12 protein-coding genes are annotated in these 17,312 nt (G+C 60.3%); 7 read left to right on the plus strand and 5 right to left on the minus strand.

What is annotated here, in order from left to right; all coding sequences use genetic code 11:
- Positions 1-122: 122 nt before the first annotated feature.
- From P8X48_09645 to P8X48_09655, 3 genes are all read right to left on the minus strand, one after another.
- Positions 123-1,859, minus strand: a complete 1,737-nt coding sequence (locus tag P8X48_09645; GenBank protein ID MEJ2107572.1) for a cation acetate symporter — start codon at positions 1,857-1,859, stop codon at positions 123-125.
- A 17-nt stretch (positions 1,860-1,876) separates the two neighbouring features.
- Positions 1,877-2,137 carry a DUF4212 domain-containing protein gene (locus P8X48_09650; GenBank protein ID MEJ2107573.1) on the minus strand — a complete coding sequence of 87 codons (261 nt, stop codon included), beginning with the start codon at positions 2,135-2,137 and terminating at the stop codon, positions 1,877-1,879.
- Between the two features lie 187 nt (positions 2,138-2,324).
- Positions 2,325-4,232, minus strand: a complete 1,908-nt coding sequence (locus P8X48_09655; GenBank protein MEJ2107574.1) for a DUF294 nucleotidyltransferase-like domain-containing protein — start codon at positions 4,230-4,232, stop codon at positions 2,325-2,327.
- 367 nt (positions 4,233-4,599) lie between these two features.
- Between P8X48_09655 and P8X48_09660 the strand changes: the two genes are divergently transcribed.
- Positions 4,600-5,412, plus strand: a complete 813-nt coding sequence (locus P8X48_09660; protein MEJ2107575.1) for a CbbQ/NirQ/NorQ/GpvN family protein — start codon at positions 4,600-4,602, stop codon at positions 5,410-5,412.
- Positions 5,413-5,449: 37 nt separating this feature from the next.
- The gene (locus P8X48_09665; GenBank protein MEJ2107576.1) at positions 5,450-7,600 is read left to right on the plus strand and encodes a hypothetical protein; all 2,151 of its coding nucleotides are present in this window, start codon (positions 5,450-5,452) and stop codon (positions 7,598-7,600) included.
- A 353-nt stretch (positions 7,601-7,953) separates the two neighbouring features.
- Here the strand turns inward: P8X48_09665 and P8X48_09670 are convergent, their stop codons facing one another.
- Positions 7,954-8,538, minus strand: a complete 585-nt coding sequence (locus P8X48_09670; GenBank protein ID MEJ2107577.1) for a hypothetical protein — start codon at positions 8,536-8,538, stop codon at positions 7,954-7,956.
- 438 nt (positions 8,539-8,976) lie between these two features.
- A complete protein-coding gene (locus tag P8X48_09675; GenBank protein ID MEJ2107578.1) occupies positions 8,977-9,189 on the minus strand; it encodes a hypothetical protein in 213 nt (70 codons plus the stop codon).
- 177 nt (positions 9,190-9,366) lie between these two features.
- Between P8X48_09675 and P8X48_09680 the strand changes: the two genes are divergently transcribed.
- The 5 genes from P8X48_09680 to P8X48_09700 all read left to right on the plus strand — a co-directional run bounded on the left by P8X48_09680 (position 9,367) and on the right by P8X48_09700 (position 17,284).
- Positions 9,367-11,613, plus strand: coding sequence for an EAL domain-containing protein (locus P8X48_09680; GenBank protein ID MEJ2107579.1), 2,247 nt, complete (start codon positions 9,367-9,369; stop codon positions 11,611-11,613).
- Between the two features lie 43 nt (positions 11,614-11,656).
- The gene (locus P8X48_09685; GenBank protein ID MEJ2107580.1) at positions 11,657-12,529 is read left to right on the plus strand and encodes a carbohydrate kinase family protein; all 873 of its coding nucleotides are present in this window, start codon (positions 11,657-11,659) and stop codon (positions 12,527-12,529) included.
- Between the two features lie 24 nt (positions 12,530-12,553).
- Complete coding sequence (locus P8X48_09690; protein MEJ2107581.1) at positions 12,554-14,155, plus strand: AAA family ATPase; 1,602 nt, start codon at positions 12,554-12,556, stop codon at positions 14,153-14,155.
- Positions 14,156-14,445: 290 nt separating this feature from the next.
- Positions 14,446-16,572 (plus strand): adenosylcobalamin-dependent ribonucleoside-diphosphate reductase, encoded by a 2,127-nt coding sequence (locus P8X48_09695; GenBank protein MEJ2107582.1) that lies wholly within the window; start codon positions 14,446-14,448, stop codon positions 16,570-16,572.
- 34 nt (positions 16,573-16,606) lie between these two features.
- A complete protein-coding gene (locus P8X48_09700; protein MEJ2107583.1) occupies positions 16,607-17,284 on the plus strand; it encodes a hypothetical protein in 678 nt (225 codons plus the stop codon).
- Positions 17,285-17,312 lie beyond the last annotated feature (28 nt).

Genomic DNA, 17,312 nt, shown 5'->3' on the forward strand with positions numbered 1-17,312 from the left:
CAGGCTACCGCGGGATACCGCCCGAAGCCAGAATCGTCGCACCCGGCAATCGATGGCCAAAAAAAGAACCGCCATGACCCCGCGGATGCGGGGCCATGGCGAGACGGTCTTGCATACGCCGTCTAGTGCGTCGCCGCGCCCGCGCCCCGGGGAACGCGGATGTCTTCTACCAGATGCTGGATGTGATCCGGCGGCGGGGCCGTCACTTTCGACACCACGTAGGCGGTGATGAAGTTGAGCAAGGCACCGACAGCGCCGAAGGATTCCGGCTGAATCCCAAACAACCAGTTGTCCGGCGTATTCGGCAGATTATTGGTGCCCGGAATGAACAACCACCCCTTGTACACGAAGATGTAGATCAGGGTCGTGCCCAGGCCCACCAGCATGCCCCACACGGCGGCGGTGTTGTTGATGCGCTTGTTGAAGATACCCATCATCAGCGCCGGGAACAGTGAGGATGCTGCCAGCCCGAATGCCAGGGCGACCACCTGTGCCGCAAAGCCGGGTGGATGCAGCCCCAGGAAACCGGCAACGATAATGGCACCGGCCATGGCAACGCGGGCCGCCGTCAACTCCTGGGTTTCCGTGATATGTGGCGTGAACACACCCTTGAGCAGATCATGGGAGATCGCCGAGGAAATCGCCATCAACAAGCCGGCCGCTGTAGACAAGGCCGCCGCGATACCTCCCGCCGCCACCAGCGCAATCACCCAGTTGGGCAGCTTCGCGATCTCCGGATTGGCCAGCACCATGATGTCGCGGTCCACTTTCAGCTCGTTCTGGTCGGCGGCCTTGCGATATTCGATCCGTCCGTCGCCGTTCTTGTCGTCGAACTTAAGCAGACCGGTCTGCTCCCAGTTCTTGAACCACTGCGGACGTTGATCGTATTTCAGGGCACCTTCCGGCGAACTGATCTCACCCGGCTGCACGGTCTTGATCAGATTGTAGAACGCCATGCCGCCCACTGCCGGTGCGGTGGTGTACAGGATGGCGATGAACACCAATGCCCAACCGGCGGATGCGCGCGCATCACGGACCTTCGGTACGGTGAAGAAACGGACGATCACGTGCGGCAAGCCGGCTGTGCCGATCATCAGCGACAAGGTCAGCAGCGTCATATTCCATGACGTGCCTTTCTGCGCCGTGTATTGGGCAAAACCGAGATCGGTTACCACCTCGTTAAGCTTGGTAAGCATATGCACGCCGCTGCCGTCGGACAGGGTGCTGCCGAGACCCAACTGCGGCAATGGATTGCCGGTCAGGGTCAGCGAGATGAAGATGGCCGGCACCGTGTAGGCGAAGATCAGCACCACATACTGCGCGATCTGCGTGTAGGTAATGCCCTTCATGCCACCAAGCACCGCATAGACGAACACGATGGCCATGCCCACGTACAGACCGATATCGTAGGGCACCTCCATGAAGCGTGAAAAGGCCACGCCAATGCCTTTCATCTGCCCGATCACGTAGGTGATCGACGCCACGATCAAACAGATGACCGCGACGATGCGCGCCGTCTGCGAGTAGTAGCGTTCGCCTATGAACTCCGGCACCGTGAATTTGCCGAACTTGCGCAGGTACGGCGCCAGCAGCAGGGCCAGCAGCACATAACCGCCGGTCCACCCCATCAGATAGACCGAAGCATCGTACCCCATGAACGCGATCAACCCCGCCATGGAGATAAAGGATGCCGCGGACATCCAGTCTGCCGCTGTTGCCATGCCATTGAGCACCGGATGTACGCCCCGGCCCGCAACGTAGAACTCGCCGGTGGCGGTGGCGCGGCTCCAGATGGCGATACCAATGTAGAGCACGAACGTCGCAGCAACGACGATCCAGGTTAGTGTAGTCAGATTCATGTTCTCCTCCCTCTGCCCTAGTCTTCGTGGACGTCGTATTGGCGATCAAGCTTGTTCATACGCCAGACGTAGAAAAAGATCAGGGCCACGAACGTATAGATGGACCCCTGTTGGGCGAACCAGAATCCAAGTGGATATCCGCCGATGGACAAGTGGTTCAGGGGCTTGGCAAACCAGATACCCAGGCCGTAGGAAACGACCAGCCATATCACGAGACAGATTGCCATGAGTTTCAGATTTTGTTTCCAGTACTCCGCTGCTGTGCCTGATGATTTCATTGTCTTCGCTCCTGTTTTTGGTTTCAGACGCTTTGCCGCTTCGTACCCCTTTCTGCGCGGGGTTGCCTGCGATTTCAACGACCTCCCCGGGCCTGGCCGATGACGGACATCGAACCGGGCCTGGTTGCCGATCGCATTGCACTTCCCTCCTCTTTCCCGCCGACGGTTTCCACGCCGGCGTGAAACCCTATAACTGGTAGTCCAGCGCCAGCCGCGACTGCAGCCGGCGGGCCTGGCGAAAACTCTCTTTCAACACACGCTGGTTGACGGCATTCAGCGTATCCGGATCGAGATGGTTGCCCAGGTCCTCGCCGCGTTCCGCCTGCTCGTGGTGGGCGCGCATGCGCAGCAGCTGGATGTATTGATAGGCCTCGATCCAGGTATCCGCATCCGCCTGCCGAATCGCCCGGGTTCGCGCGACGTCCCGCAGGCGCGCAATGGTATTGGTTGCCGTGACCCCGTTTGCGAATGCCAGGATGCGGGCGCCATCGACGAAGGGCGTGACACCCTGCAACTTCAGATCAATGGTGTGCGGATGGCCGTCATGGCCGGATGACACCTTGAGGTCCCCGAACAGGCCGAGGGCCGGTCGGATTCGCAGGGCATTGGCCGCCATTTGCCGGCGAAAACGGCTGTTTTCCTGCACACGGGCAGTGAGCCACTCCCGCAGCGCGGCCGCCGGTGCCGGGTCGCCATACAGCGGCCGAAAGTCGAAATAGATCGTGGCATTGAGCAGGTGTTCCGGTGTCCCGTGGTCGATCCAGCGTTCGAAGCGGTCCTGCCACTCCCTCGTGCTGAGACAGCAATCGGGGTTGCTCGCCATCACGTTGCCCGGGCACAGCGGGAAACCGCATCTCGCCAGGGCATCATTGATCCGGCGGGCAACGGGCAGGAGTGCTTCGCGCACTTCCCCGGACGTAGCGCCATCGGGCAACTCGAACAGGATTCCGTTGTCCTGGTCCGTCTTGAGCGTCTGCTCGTAGCGCCCTTCGCTTCCAAACGAGAGCCAGGTAAATGGGGGGCAGCCCGGCCCTTGTTCCGCCAGCACCAGGTCGATGATTCGACGCGTAAGTCCGTCGTTGAGTTCGGTTACGATCTGGTTTAACTGATCGACCGACACTCCCTGGGCAAGCATCTGCATTACCAGGCGCCGCATGTCGTCAACGAGATCCGCCAGAGCGTCGACGCTATCCGCGCCGGCGATAGCCTGACTGAGGCCAACAAGCCCGATGCGCTGAAGCGCGAACAGGTCTCGTTCCGAAACCACGCCCGTGAGCCGCCCATCTACGTCAACCACGCACAGATGGCCAACCCCACGGCGCGTCATGAGCAGGGCCGCCTGGTGCGCGAGCGCGTCGGCATTCAGGCTCAGCACATCCCGGCTCATGACCTCCCGTACCGGGTTGCCAAGAGAAATCTTCGGAAGAACCACCCGCGCAAGCAGATCGTGCAGGGTGAAGATACCCAAGGGCCGCCGCTCCCGGTCCGTGATCACCATGCTCCCAATTCGCTCACGGTTCAGTGCGTCGAGCACCCGTTCGAGGGGATCGTCGGCTTCGCAGCTAACCGGCGCACGGCGCACGAGTTCGCCGACCGGGGTGTTCAGGGGCCCGGCTTCGGAACCGGGTGCCGGGGTACGCAGCTGCAGACTGCGCAAGGCATCGTCCAGCAGATTTGCCAGCCGACGGGTACAGAAATCGTGAAACGGGGGACTCTTTTGAAGTAGCGAGCGGAAGTCCTCGCCTTCGAGTTCGAATACCAGGGTATCGTCCACGGCCCGATGGATCGTATGAACCGGGCGGTTGGCCAGGAGTGCGCCGATGGGAAAAGCTTCCCCGGCGACAAGTTCCCAGGCTTCGTCACCGGACTGTGCCGATTCCCCCCGGACCCTGCCCTGGCGAATGATATACAGGCGCGACGCCGGACCGTCGCCGGGCTCGGTGATTACCTCACCCCGCGAGAACGTTGCCGGTTTCAGCTGCTTCGCCAGTAACTCCCTGTGTTCAGGCGCCATCTGGCTAAATGGCGCGTGCTGGGCCAAAAACTCGAGTACCGGCAGAAGCGTTGGCGCTTTTTGTGGCACAGTTTTTTGCACGCGTTTTTCCGCAGGATCGCGAAAGGCCGGGGACACTTCGCCCTGAATCCCGCTTGCGGGATTCACAGTTCCGGTCCATGGGCCATCGGGCTAGCCTAGCAGATTTGTGGATTCCAACGCCAACCGCCATACGCCCTGGCCGGGACACGCGGAAAGCCCCGCAAGCGGGGCTTTTTCTTGCGTGCGTGCCATGGAATGCTATTTGGCGGCGATTTCCTCCAGCGCGCCGGCGACGGGGCTGACTCGCCGCCAGCGTATTTCGTCCCCGCCTTTTGCGGGGCCGTCAATGTTTGTGGTTGCGTTCCCCGCCGCGCTGTTTTCAAATAAGTGATTCCTACGATTAACGCACTATTCTTTAAGGGAAATGATGGAAGCGCGCGTTCTCCGGGTTGAAGAGTATGTAATCGAACAGGAGCCTTATTACCAGGCAATCGATCAGGAAATCGAGCTGTTCGAAGCCGCCTACGCCAACGGCCTGCCGGTGCTACTCAAAGGCCCCACGGGCTGCGGCAAGACCCGATTCATGGAACACATGGCATGGCGCCTGAAACGGCCGCTGATCACGGTCGCCTGCCATGACGACCTCACCGCCTCCGATCTCGTGGGACGATACCTGATTGCCGGCGGCGAGACCGTGTGGGTGGACGGTCCCCTGGCCCGTTCGGTACGCGCCGGGGCGATCTGTTACCTGGATGAGGTCGTGGAAGCGCGCAAGGACACCACCGTGGTCATCCATCCCCTGGCGGATGATCGCCGCGTGCTGCCGATGGAGAAGACCGGTGAACTGCTGGAGGCCCCGCCGGAGTTCGCCCTCGCGATTTCCTACAACCCGGGATACCAGAGCGTGCTCAAGGACCTGAAGCAATCCACGCGTCAACGTTTTGTCGCCATCGAATTCAACTACCCGGCGCCGGAACTGGAGATCGAGATCATCATGCGTGAATCGGGTATCGACCGGAAAATGGCAGAGAAGCTCGTCAAGTTTGCCGCCATGACACGGAACCTCAAGGACAGCGGCCTGGACGAGGGGGCCAGCACGCGTCTGCTGGTGCACGCCGGCAAACTGATGAACTCCGGCATCGACCCCGTGAACGCCTGCCGCGGTGCCATCACCGAGACCCTGACCGATGACCCGGAGATGCTGATCGCTGTAAACGAACTGAGTTCGTCGGTCTTCTAGCCCTGCAAGGACAGGCCGACTGCCGCTCACCCGCAACATGGCCAAAGAACCACTCAGCGCCGAAGCAATCGAAGACCAGCTGGGCGAACCACTGGAACCGGTGCTGTCTTCACGCCGCACGGCCACCGCACAGGCACAATCCCTGGCCCCGCTTGGCCGCACGCAACAGGAATTCGCCCTCCACTGGACCGGCATCATCGCCAAAACCAACGCCGAACTCGCCTACCAGTTCGTCAGCCAGGCGGCCGAGGCCATGACCCTGATGTCCCTGGAAGATACGGAAGATTGGGTCGTCCAGGCCATGGATGCCTACGACAAGAAGGGTCTGTTTGCCGCCACCGCGGTGATGAAGGAGGTGCGTGATTTCGTATCCCAATCGGAGCAGAAGACCCGGGGGATCTCGTTCGAGGAGGTTTCCGGTGTACTGGAAATCTTCGTACACGGTCTCTCGGGGCGGCGACTGAAGCTTGAGCCCTCGGAAGAGACCTGGACCGACACGGGGACGCTACACCTGCCCCGCCGCATCGCCCGCTTCGCTGAACGTGAAGACAACTACCAGTTGTACAAGACCATCGTCGCCCACCTTTGGGCCCAGACCCGCTTCGGCACCTTTCGGCGCAGCGCCAGCGGCGAGGGGCTGGTTGCACACCTCGACCGTTTTCCTGACCCCGTTCGCGCGGGCACCATCTTTCATGCCCTGGAAACCGTGCGTCTGGATGCCTGCATCGAACGTGAACTGCCGGGACTGGCCCGCAGCATCGCCACAGTGCAGAACCGCGCCGGTGCCATCGAATACGACCAGGCCTGGAGCCAGGCCCTTGAGCGTGTACGCGAACCAGGGGTTACGGCCGAGGACTTGCTGTCCCTGGTTGAAGTACTGTGGGATCACGATATTCCCGACGCCCGTTGCTACCAGGGCATACTCCACCCCGGTCACGCCGAAGCGGTGATGCTCGAGCGCATGGAGCGGGAAAAGCAATTGCTGCAAATGGCCCTCGCCGGCATGACCGAGGATGGCATGATCGACGAAAATACCGAATCCGGTTCCGCAATTCCGCCATCGGCCCCCAAGCACTTCGAACTGCGCACACCGGGGGAACGCGAACAGCTGCCCGAGGACTTCCTGTTTGAACTGCGCCTCGAAGGCAAGCCCATGTCACCGCCGCCCGAGGTGCGGGCCCTGATGCAATCCATACTTCAGGACCTGGGCGATATCCCACCGGACTACCTGGTGGCGGGCGGCGACGGTGACTACGACCCGCGGGCAAGCGCAGAGAAACGCCCCGAGGACGTGTGGAAAGGCTCCGACCACGGGGAAGACACGTTGCTCTATCCGGAATGGGACTATCGCCGCCGCCACTACCGCAAGGACTGGTGCGTGCTGCGGGAGATGGATGTGCATCCCGATACCGAACCCTTCGTACAACAGACCCTGAAGAAATATCACGGAGAACTGCAACACCTGCGCAAGTCCTTCGAGGCCCTGCGCGGCGAAAACCGGCTGATGAAAAAGCAGTCCGACGGTGACGACGTGGATTTCGATGCCCTGGTCGAAGCCCTCGCCGATCTCAAACAGGGAATGGAAATGCCGGACCGACTGTTTACGCGGACGCACAAAGTGGAACGCAATATCGCCGTCATGTTCATGGTGGACATGAGTGGCTCCACCAAGGGCTGGATCAACGACGCCGAGCGCGAATCCCTGGTGCTGCTGTGCCATGCCCTGGAGATCCTGGGCGACCGCTACGCGATCTACGGTTTCTCCGGCATGACCCGCAAACGTTGCGAGCTTTACCGCATCAAGCGCTTCGATGAACCCTATTCCGAAGTCGTCGAGCAACGCATCACCGGCATCAAGCCCCAGGACTACACCCGCATGGGCGTAACCATACGCCACCTGTCCCGGTTGCTGAACGAGGTCGAGGCCCGCACCAAGCTGCTGGTCACCCTGTCCGATGGCAAGCCCGACGACTTCGATGGCTACCGTGGGGAGTACGGCATCGAGGACACGCGCCAGTCCCTGATCGAGGCCAAGCAGGACGGCATCCACAGCTTCTGCATCACCATCGACACCGAGGCGCGGGAGTACCTGCCGCACATGTACGGCGCCGTGAATTACACCATCATCGATGACGTCCGCAAGCTGCCGTTCAAGGTGGCGGATATTTATCGGAGGTTGACGTTGTAGTTTGCTTGTCGCTTCGCGACTACTAGTCCGGGCTGGTCCGGACGGCCCAGTTACTTTTCTTTGTACCGCCAAAGAAAAGTAACCAAAAGAAAGCGGCCCCGGTCGCTCACCCGCTGCGCGGGTCCCCTGTGCTCCTCCCTCGGACCGGGTGCTCGGGAACTCGCCGGCCGGGAAAACCGCCCGGCGCGGGCTCGACACCCCTCGCACTTTGTCCGGTCCTCACTGCGGTGCTCGGTGAGCTCCGACGGGGAATCAAGACAATCCGCGGATTAGGAATGTCTGCTATTGGCCAATTGCGGACATTCATGCCAGTGTTAACGATAGACCACGCTTGCGAGCCCTCTGTACGTGAGTCAGGTTTCATCACGTCGCGTGATTCGCGCGGTTATGAGTATTGCACTAAAGAAGGGCAAGCCGACAAGAAGTACCCCTGCAATAGATTCCGAGAGAACCTCTATCATGGCCTGCCATGGATTGCCTTGCTCCCATAGATTGGATGGCAGCAGCGCCACGGCTATCGCAGGTATCGACCAACTCCCAACCAACAATCCAGAGATACTCTTGCTATTGAACCATCCCTTTTTCAACAGGGCAGCACAAGCAGGGACCGCAATAAACCCGAGAACGGGCAGCACAATCAACAAGGAGAGAATCGCCAGATAAATCGTCCATCCCGGCACAGTCGACCATCGCGAAGCCTCCTCAAGCAGACCTTGATCAACGCGGCTCGAAAATTCGCTGTAGGACGACCAGAAGCACAACAGTGCCAGTCCAAGGAATGACGCCCCATAGCCAGCGGCAAGCGGCCTGACGCCAAATTCCTGGAAGGACGAACCCATTACGACACGCCAGATGGCGAACGGAATCGCCAATCCAGCCGCTATCAAGACCAGTCCGAGGGGCCTTGTAAGGGAGTAGAAGATCCAGTCTGTCGCCACGGCTACTTCCTCGCCACACCCACGGGTCAGGATTGGTCACTCCAAGAAGATCAACAGAATGGCCGAACCCGCCTGATTTACGCCCCGTCCGCTTTGAATTGATAGCAGACAACTTTGGTCTAGTGAAAACATACTAGCACTGCCCCGCCCATCACGCATTGGCGCGACGGCAGATGGGCAATACTCCCGTGTCCGCCGCCGAGACCGACGCGGAAAACCGGCGAATCGCGAACCGCTGTTCGAGCCCGAGCCAGTCGCAAGGCTGGCCGGCGAGTTCGGTTCGCGTTACCGGTTTTCAAGGAAGGACGAGGGGAGCCGAAGGCCAAGGACCCGGGGGTCTTTTCTTTTTGGGTACTTTTTCTTTGGACAAGCAAAGAAAAAGTACCTGGGCTGTCCGGACCAGCCCGGACTAGTTTGCGTCGCGGAGCGACACCAAAACTAACCCCCCTCCCGGTAATGCCCATCCGTCCAGCACCGCGGCAACGCCTCATCCGAAGGGAACACCAGCTCTGACTTGGCGAAGGATGTCGGCTCCTGCAACTCCTCGCCGGCGTGCAGGCGCCCGCTGACCTCGGTCTGGAACGGATCAAAAAGGCTCGCGGTATCCAGTACCTCGACCAGGTCCCCGGAGGGGATGTGTTTCAAATACATGGGCAAACTCCCGGAAACAAGGGGTAAAACGATTGTTCCTGCTTCTGCCGCAGCGGTCCAGCGCGGGGCCGAATTCGATGGAAGTCATTGACAGGCAAAAGAAAAAAACTACTATATTTAGTATATCTATAACGATATCTTAACCAGTATAAGTGCACAACAACCCAACGGACCACGATGGATTCCAAGTCTGATTGGGGGAGAGGGGAAAGTGGCGGAAGCATTTCGACCACAGAAAGCCTGAATCAGGCTTTCAACGAGTTCCTCAATATCATTGACGATGACAGCGAGGTCCTGGCCCGGTACCGGGACATCCTGGGGCGCAATGATGAGGAGTTCGCGGTGGTGTTCTACGACTATCTCCTGGACTTCCCCGCAACCGCCGATGTCATCCACCGCTATCAGGATAGTGGGGGGATGCTGCGCGACCTGGTGCAAAAACAGACCCGGCACCTGCGCAATCTGCTTGCGGGGGATGTAAGTAGCCGCGCGGCGGAGCACCTCAAACACATTGGTGAAATCCATTTCAGCTACGGGATCGAACCAGCGTGGATCATGGGCGCCTACCTGCTTTATCTCCAGCATCTTCGGTCCATCGTCTATGGCGACCCGGACATTGCAGACGCCGACCGGCACTGCCTGGAAAAGAGCCTGACCAAACTGCTGTTCCGCGACATGGGGCTTCTCCTTGAGGGCAGCTGGGACGCGGCCTTTTCCGAATTGCAGGCGGAACGGGACCTGGTCGCGGCGCTGGAGCATCAGATGACCAGCCTGCTGTCCAACATCCCACAGTTGCTCTGGTCGGTGGACGTTGAGAGCAACCAGCCGCTCTATGTGAGCCCCAATGCAAGGGAAATCTGCAAACGGGACATCAGCATGCCTATCCCGTGCGAGAACTGGACGATACCGGAAGACCGGGAACAGGTGGCCCGGGCGTGGGAACTCGCATTGAAGGGCGAGCGCGTCGAGGTTGAGAGCCGGGTCCACGACCCGGCTTTGGGTCATCGGTGGTTTCGACGGGTTTTTAATCCGTACATGAACCCAAACGGAAAGGTAATCCGCATCGATGGAGTTCTGGAAGATGCCACGGCATCCAAACTGACGCGGGAACGCCTGCACGAACTCGCCACCACAGACAGTCTGACCGGGTTGCCGAACCGCACGCTGTTCCATGACCGGCTCAAACAGGCTGTAGCCCGCGCCAGTCGAAAGGGCTCAGGACAGGTTGCGCTGCTATTGCTGGATCTGGACCACTTCAAGGAGATCAACGACACCCTGGGTCATCCGGCGGGGGATGAGGTTCTAATAGCGGTTGCATCGCGCCTGCGCTCGGTTCTGCGTGAGTCCGATACCCTGGCCCGCTTTGGCGGCGACGAATTTACCGTCGTGCTTGGGGATACCCCGGATGTGCGCAAAACCGCGCAGGCGGTGGCACAGAAGATCAACGCCGCGTTTGACCAGCCAATCCGTTACCGCGACCACGAGCTCTATATCGGTGCCAGCGTCGGCATCGCCCTCTATCCCGAGCATGGCAAGGATGTGGACACCTTGATGAGCCGCGCCGATATTGCCATGTACAGCAGCAAGGCGTCGGAATCGGGCTACCTGTTCTATGACGAGAGCGAGGGGGCCAATACCGAGCGCCAGCTCCTGCTATCCGGCGACATGCGCAGGGGCCTGGTCGACGGCGAGATTGAGCTCCACTACCAACCCAAGATCCGGCTCAAGGATGGCGTGGTCACCGGAGTGGAGGCCCTGCTGCGCTGGAATCACCCGGACTTTGGCTCGATTCCGCCGGACGAATTCATACCGCTGGCCGAACGCTCCGGTTTCATTCATCCGGCGACGGACTGGGTTCTGGAATCGGCGATCCGGCAATGCAGTACCTGGCATGAAGCAGGACTTGAGTTGCATATCGCCGTCAATCTGTCGGCTAGAACCTTCCGGGACCAACGCCTCACCGCCCGCCTGAGGAAGCTGTTTGAGTTGTGGGATTTCGATCCCCGTTGCCTCGAAATCGAGATCACCGAACACGCCCTCATGGCCGATATCGAGGTTGCCCAGCGGGTGCTGCAGGAGATCAGCGAGATGGGGACGACAATCTCCATCGATGATTTTGGCACCGGCTCCTCCTCCCTCGCCTACCTGAAGAAACTTCCGATCGACAACCTCAAGATCGACAAATCGTTTGTGGTGGATATGGCGACGGATGAGAACGATGCCGTCATCGTGCGTTCGACCATTGACCTGGCCCACAACCTCGGTCGCCACGTCATCGCCGAGGGCATCGAGAACCAGGACACCCTGCACCTTCTGGAGATGTTGGGCTGTGACAGTGGCCAGGGATATCTCATCGCCAAACCGATGCCCGCCGTGAAGTTCGAATGCTGGCTGCGCGAGTCGGACTACCGCCTTTCCCGCTGATCTCCGCTTTTATCTCGCGACCCGACACGGTACCCTGCTGGCATTGTCGGTCCTCCGGGCCCGTTTCGCTTTCCATATCCTGAATGTCTCCTTCCTCGTACCCGGTATGCGCCGCGAGTTCGGGGGCTGCGCCGGCAATATCGCCTACAATCTGTCCCTGCTCGGCGGAACCCCGCTTCCCATGGGCACGGTCGGGAACGACTTCGGGCCCTACGCCGACTGGATGGACCGGTGCGGAATCCCGCGCACCCATGTGCGCGTGATCGATGACAGCTATACCGGCCAGGCCTTCATCACCACGGACATGGACGACAACCAGATTACCGCCTTCCATCCGGGCGCCATGGGCCAGTCCCACGCCAACCGGGTTCAGGACGCCAGCGGCGTTCGCCTCGGTATCGTATCCCCTGATGGCCGGGACGGCATGATCGATCATGCGGCGCAATTCGTCGACGCGGGAATTCCTTTCGTATTCGATCCCGGCCAGGGTATGCCCATGTTCAATGGCGAGGAGCTGCTGACCTTTGTCGATCAGGCAACCTGGGTCACGCTAAACGACTACGAGGCGCAGTTACTGCAGGAACGCACCGGGCTTTCCCTGGACCAGTTGTCGCGTCGCGTGGATGCCCTCATCGTCACCATGGGCGGTGATGGCTCGAGTATCTATTCCGGGGGGCAGAACCTGCAGATTCCCCCGGCCCGCGCCCAGGCACTGCAGGACCCCACCGGCTGCGGCGACGCCTATCGCGCCGGGCTGCTCTATGCCCTGGAGCACAACATGGATTGGGAAACGGCCGGCCGAATCGCCGGGCTCATGGGCGCGATCAAGATCGAGCACCACGGAACACAGAATCACCGTTTCGACATGGATGCATTTCGCGATCGGTTCAACCGGGAGTTCGGCTACCAGTTCTAGCCACCCAAGGCCGGGGGATTCGGCATGACTCAGGCCCGCACCGTCACGCTCATCGACGCCCTGCAAGACCCCGGGCGCTACCCTCATCCGGTTGACCGGATCACGGTGATCGAGACCCACATCTCCTGGGTCGTGCTGACGGGTCCCTTCGCCTACAAGATCAAGAAGCCGGTGGACCTCGGCTTCCTCGACTTCTCCACCCTCGAACGGCGCCGGTTCTACTGCCAGGAGGAGCTGCGCCTCAATCGCCGGCTGGCCCCCCGACTCTATCGCGCCGTCATCGCTATCGGCGGCCCGGCCGAAGATCCCGTCCTGGGCGCGGACACGGACATCATCGAATACGCCGTGCAGATGGTGCAGTTCGACCAGGCCGATCGCCTCGACCACAGGCTCGAACAGGGCCGCCTCGAAGCAGGTCAGATCGACGCCCTCGCCGAGGAGCTTGCCCGTTTCCACGGCCAGGCGGCCATCGCCCCTGCGGACAGTGACTACGGGTCAGCGAAGGCGGTGCGGCGACCGGTATTCGAGAACTTCGAACAAATCGAACCGCGGCTGTCCGGTGCCAGGGAACGAACACGTCTGGCCCGGCTACTGCGGTGGTCGGAACGGGAAGCCGGGGAACTGGAACCCGTCTTCACCCAACGCCGCGCCGAATCCCGCGTACGCGAATGCCATGGCGACGCCCACCTGGCGAACATGGTGTGGTACCAGGGCGAGGTACTGTTGTTCGACTGCCTGGAGTTCGATCCGGAGTTGCGCTGGATCGACGTCATGAGCGAACTCGCCTTCGCCATCATGGATCTGCAGGCCCGCGGCCAAGCTGAATTCGGCAGGCGCTTGCTGGATCGATACCTGCAACAAACCGGCGACTACGGCGGTCTTCGAGTACTGCGGTTCTATCAATGCTATCGTGCCCTGGTACGGGCCAAGGTGGAGGCGATCCGGCGCAGTCAGGACAAGAACGCGACGACGTCACAGCCCGACACGGCCGATCCGTGTCATGCCTATATCGATCTGGCCGGGAGTTACATGAAAACACCGTCGCCAGCACTGATCATCACCTGCGGCGTTTCCGGTTCGGGAAAGACCGTCGCGACCGACCGCCTTGTGGAAGAACTGCCGGTGATCCGGGTTCGCAGCGATGTCGAACGCAAGCGCCTGTTCGGCTTCACTCCGGCCGAGCGCACCGGCACCGAGGCCGCCAGTACCGTGTATGGCCCGGAAGCGGGCCGCCGGACCTATGAACGCCTACGGAACCTGGCCCGGCAAATCGTCGGTGCGGGGTATCCCGTGGTGGTGGACGCCACCTTTTTGCGCGCTTCCTGGCGGAAAGAATTTCGCCAACTGGCGGCGGACCTGGATATTCCCTTCCTGATCCTGGAATTTCACGCCCCGGTTCCGGTACTCCGCCAACGGGTAGCCGACCGCCTGCATCGAAGACAGGATGCCTCCGAGGCCGGCCTGGAAGTACTGGAAAAACAGCTTGGCGAATGGGAGGGACTGACTCCCGACGAGGAAAAACACGCTTTTTCCCTGGATACAACCGCTTCGGAAGCGCCGGCTCGACTCCTGCGGGACTTGCGCCGGATCCTGGGGGAGGACCCGCCGGGGCATACCTATATATAAGGCCAGCTCCCGGACCCGCAGCCCTGCGCCCAGCTCCCGGTTTCTTCCCGCGCGTACACAGCTTATCCCCGCGATTTCCACAGGTCTGTGCCTTGTGCAAGGAGGCGAAAGTTTTTTCAATACAGACCCAAAATCTTTTGCAAATAGAAAACTTTTCAGACACACTATTTGCCGTTTTCGATCGTAGGTAACCACAACATATAGTGGTCTTAGGGTACGATCAGCGTCTCACCACCTGTTAGAAGCTCACCGGCGGACCGCCGGTACAACAAGGAGGAGGTAACTCCCTTATGAAGGTCGCCGAATACCCAGTAGAACAACACTCCCCTGTGGAAATACCGCTGCAGGCGGCCTCGCACGACATCTGGGACAAGAAATACCGATTGAAGGACAAGAATGGCGGCATCGTCGACGATACGGTCATCGACACCTACCGGCGCATTGCCCGCGCCCTGGCGGACGTGGAAACCACTCCGGAAAAACAGGAGCATTGGTTCGGTCGCTTCGTCTGGGCCCTGGAAAACGGCGCCATCCCCGCGGGCCGCATCACCTCCAATGCTGGCGCCCTGGAGCACAAGCCCGCCACCAGCACCATCAACTGCACCGTATCCGGCACCGTGCCCGATTCCATGGATGGAATCCTCAGCAGCGTGCATGAGGCCGGGCTCACGCTGAAGGCCGGCTGCGGCATCGGATACGAGTTCTCCACCCTGCGCCCCAAGGGCGCCTTCGTCAGCGGTGCCGGCGCCTACACCTCGGGTCCGCTTTCGTTCATGGATATCTTTGACGCCATGTGCTTTACCGTCTCCTCCGCCGGTGGCCGCCGCGGCGCGCAAATGGGAACCTTCGACATCTCCCACCCGGACGTGGTCGATTTCATCCGCGCCAAACGCGAGGACGGCCGCCTGCGCCAGTTCAATCTGTCGTGCCTGATCACCGACGAGTTCATGCAGGCGGTCAAGAACGACGAGAACTGGGATCTGGCCTTCCCCACCAACAAGCAGGAATACGACAATCCGGACAACCTCATCGTCTGGCGCGAATGGCCCTCGACCACGGGCTATATCAGCAACGAACTGGGCCAGGTGGCGTGCAAGATCTACAAGACCATGCCCGCGCGCAGGCTGTGGAATCTGATCATGGCCTCCACCTACGATTACGCGGAACCGGGATTCATCCTCATCGACCGCATCAACGAGATGAACAACAACTGGTTTTGCGAAAATATCCGTGCAACCAACCCCTGCGGCGAACAGCCATTGCCGCCCTATGGCTCCTGCCTGCTGGGCTCGGTGAATCTGACCAAGTTCGTCGAGGATCCCTTCACGCCCGAGGCCCGGTTCGACTGGGAGCGCTATCGCGAGGTGGTGAAGATCTTCACCCGCATGCTGGACAATGTGGTCGACATCAATGGCCTGCCACTGGAGGGTCAGCGCCACGAGATCCTGAACAAGCGCCGCCACGGCATGGGTTTCCTCGGTCTGGGATCAACCGTCGCCATGTTGCGTATGCGCTACGGTTCCGGCGAATCCCTGGAATTCACCGAGCGGGTGGCCCGGGAAATGGCCGAAGCCGGCTGGGAAGTCGGGATTGAACTGGCCGAAGAAAAGGGTCCCGCCCCCATCATGGAGGAAGAGTTCGAGGTAACCGAGGCCATGCTGGCCAAGCGCCCGGAGATGAAGACCGACGGATTCGAGGCAGGTGACCGAATCCCGGGCAGGGTACTGCTGGCCAGGTACAGCCGCTATATGCAGCAGTTCGACAAGACCATCACCGACCGCATTGCCACCAGCGGGGCGCGTTTCACCCACCATACTTCCATCGCGCCGACCGGAACCATTTCCCTGTCTCTGGCCAACAATGCCAGCAATGGAATCGAGCCCTCCTTTGCCCACCACTACAGTCGCAATGTGCTGCGCGAAGGGCGCAAGACCAAAGAGAAGGTCGAGGTCTACTCCTACGAGCTGCTGGCCTACCGGACCATGGTGAATCCGCACGCGCACCCGGACGCCGAAGATCCGGCAAACCGGCTGCCGGACTACTTCGTGGCGTCCGACGATATCAGCCCGAAACAGCACGTGGACGTGCAGGCGGCGGCACAGAAATGGGTGGATTCATCCATCTCCAAGACCGCCAATGTACCCACGGATTTCCCGTTCGAGGATTTCAAGGACATCTACATGTACGCCTATGAGCGCGGGCTCAAGGGCTGTACCACGTTCCGCTTCAATCCCGAGGCCTTCCAGGGAGTGCTGGTGAAGGAAAAGGACCTCGCCAACACCACCTACCGCTTCCAGCTGGAGGACGGCGAAATCGTCGAGGCAAAGGGAAACGAAGAGGTCGAATACGACGGCGAGGTCCACACCGCGGCCAATCTGTATGACGCCCTGAAAGAGGGCTACTACGGCAAATTCTGAGCCCTGGATCACGCCCGAACACGAGGAGATCGAAATGCCCATCCGGATCGAAAAGAAGATTACTGCCTACGAAGTTGGAAAGGACGAGGCGGAACTGGAACAGCCTGAAAGCAACGTTGTGCACATGCACGAGAAGCTGGAACGGCCCGAAGAGCTTCGTGGCAATACCTACAAGATCAAGACCCCACTGACGGAACACGCCCTGTACGTGACCATCAACGATATCGTGCTCAACCCGGGCACGGAGCACGAAAAACGCCGCCCTTTCGAAATCTTTATCAATTCGAAAAGCATGGATCATTTCCAGTGGGTAGTCGCCCTGACCCGGGTCATCTCGGCTGTTTTCCGCAAGGGTGGCGATGTGACCTTCCTGGTCGAGGAGTTGCGCTCGGTATTTGACCCCCGCGGCGGCTATTTCAAACGCGGAAAATACACACCGTCCCTGGTTGCCGAACTCGGAGATGTGATCGAGTGCCACCTGAAGTCCATCGGCATGATTGCAAGCGAGGAACTGGATGAGCACCAGAAGGGTTTGATCGCGGCCAAACGGGCCGAATTCGAGAACAGGAACAAATCAAACCAGGAATCCGAGAGCGCGTCGTCGGAATTTCCACCGGAAGCGCAGTTGTGCAACAAGTGCATGACCAAGGCAGCCATCAAGATGGATGGTTGCATGACCTGTCTCAATTGCGGCGACTCGAAGTGCGGATGATTCGACATCATCAAGTGGTCGCGACGAA

The organism is Acidiferrobacteraceae bacterium, from assembly GCA_037388825.1.
Taxonomy (GTDB): Bacteria; Pseudomonadota; Gammaproteobacteria; order Acidiferrobacterales; family JAJDNE01; genus JARRJV01.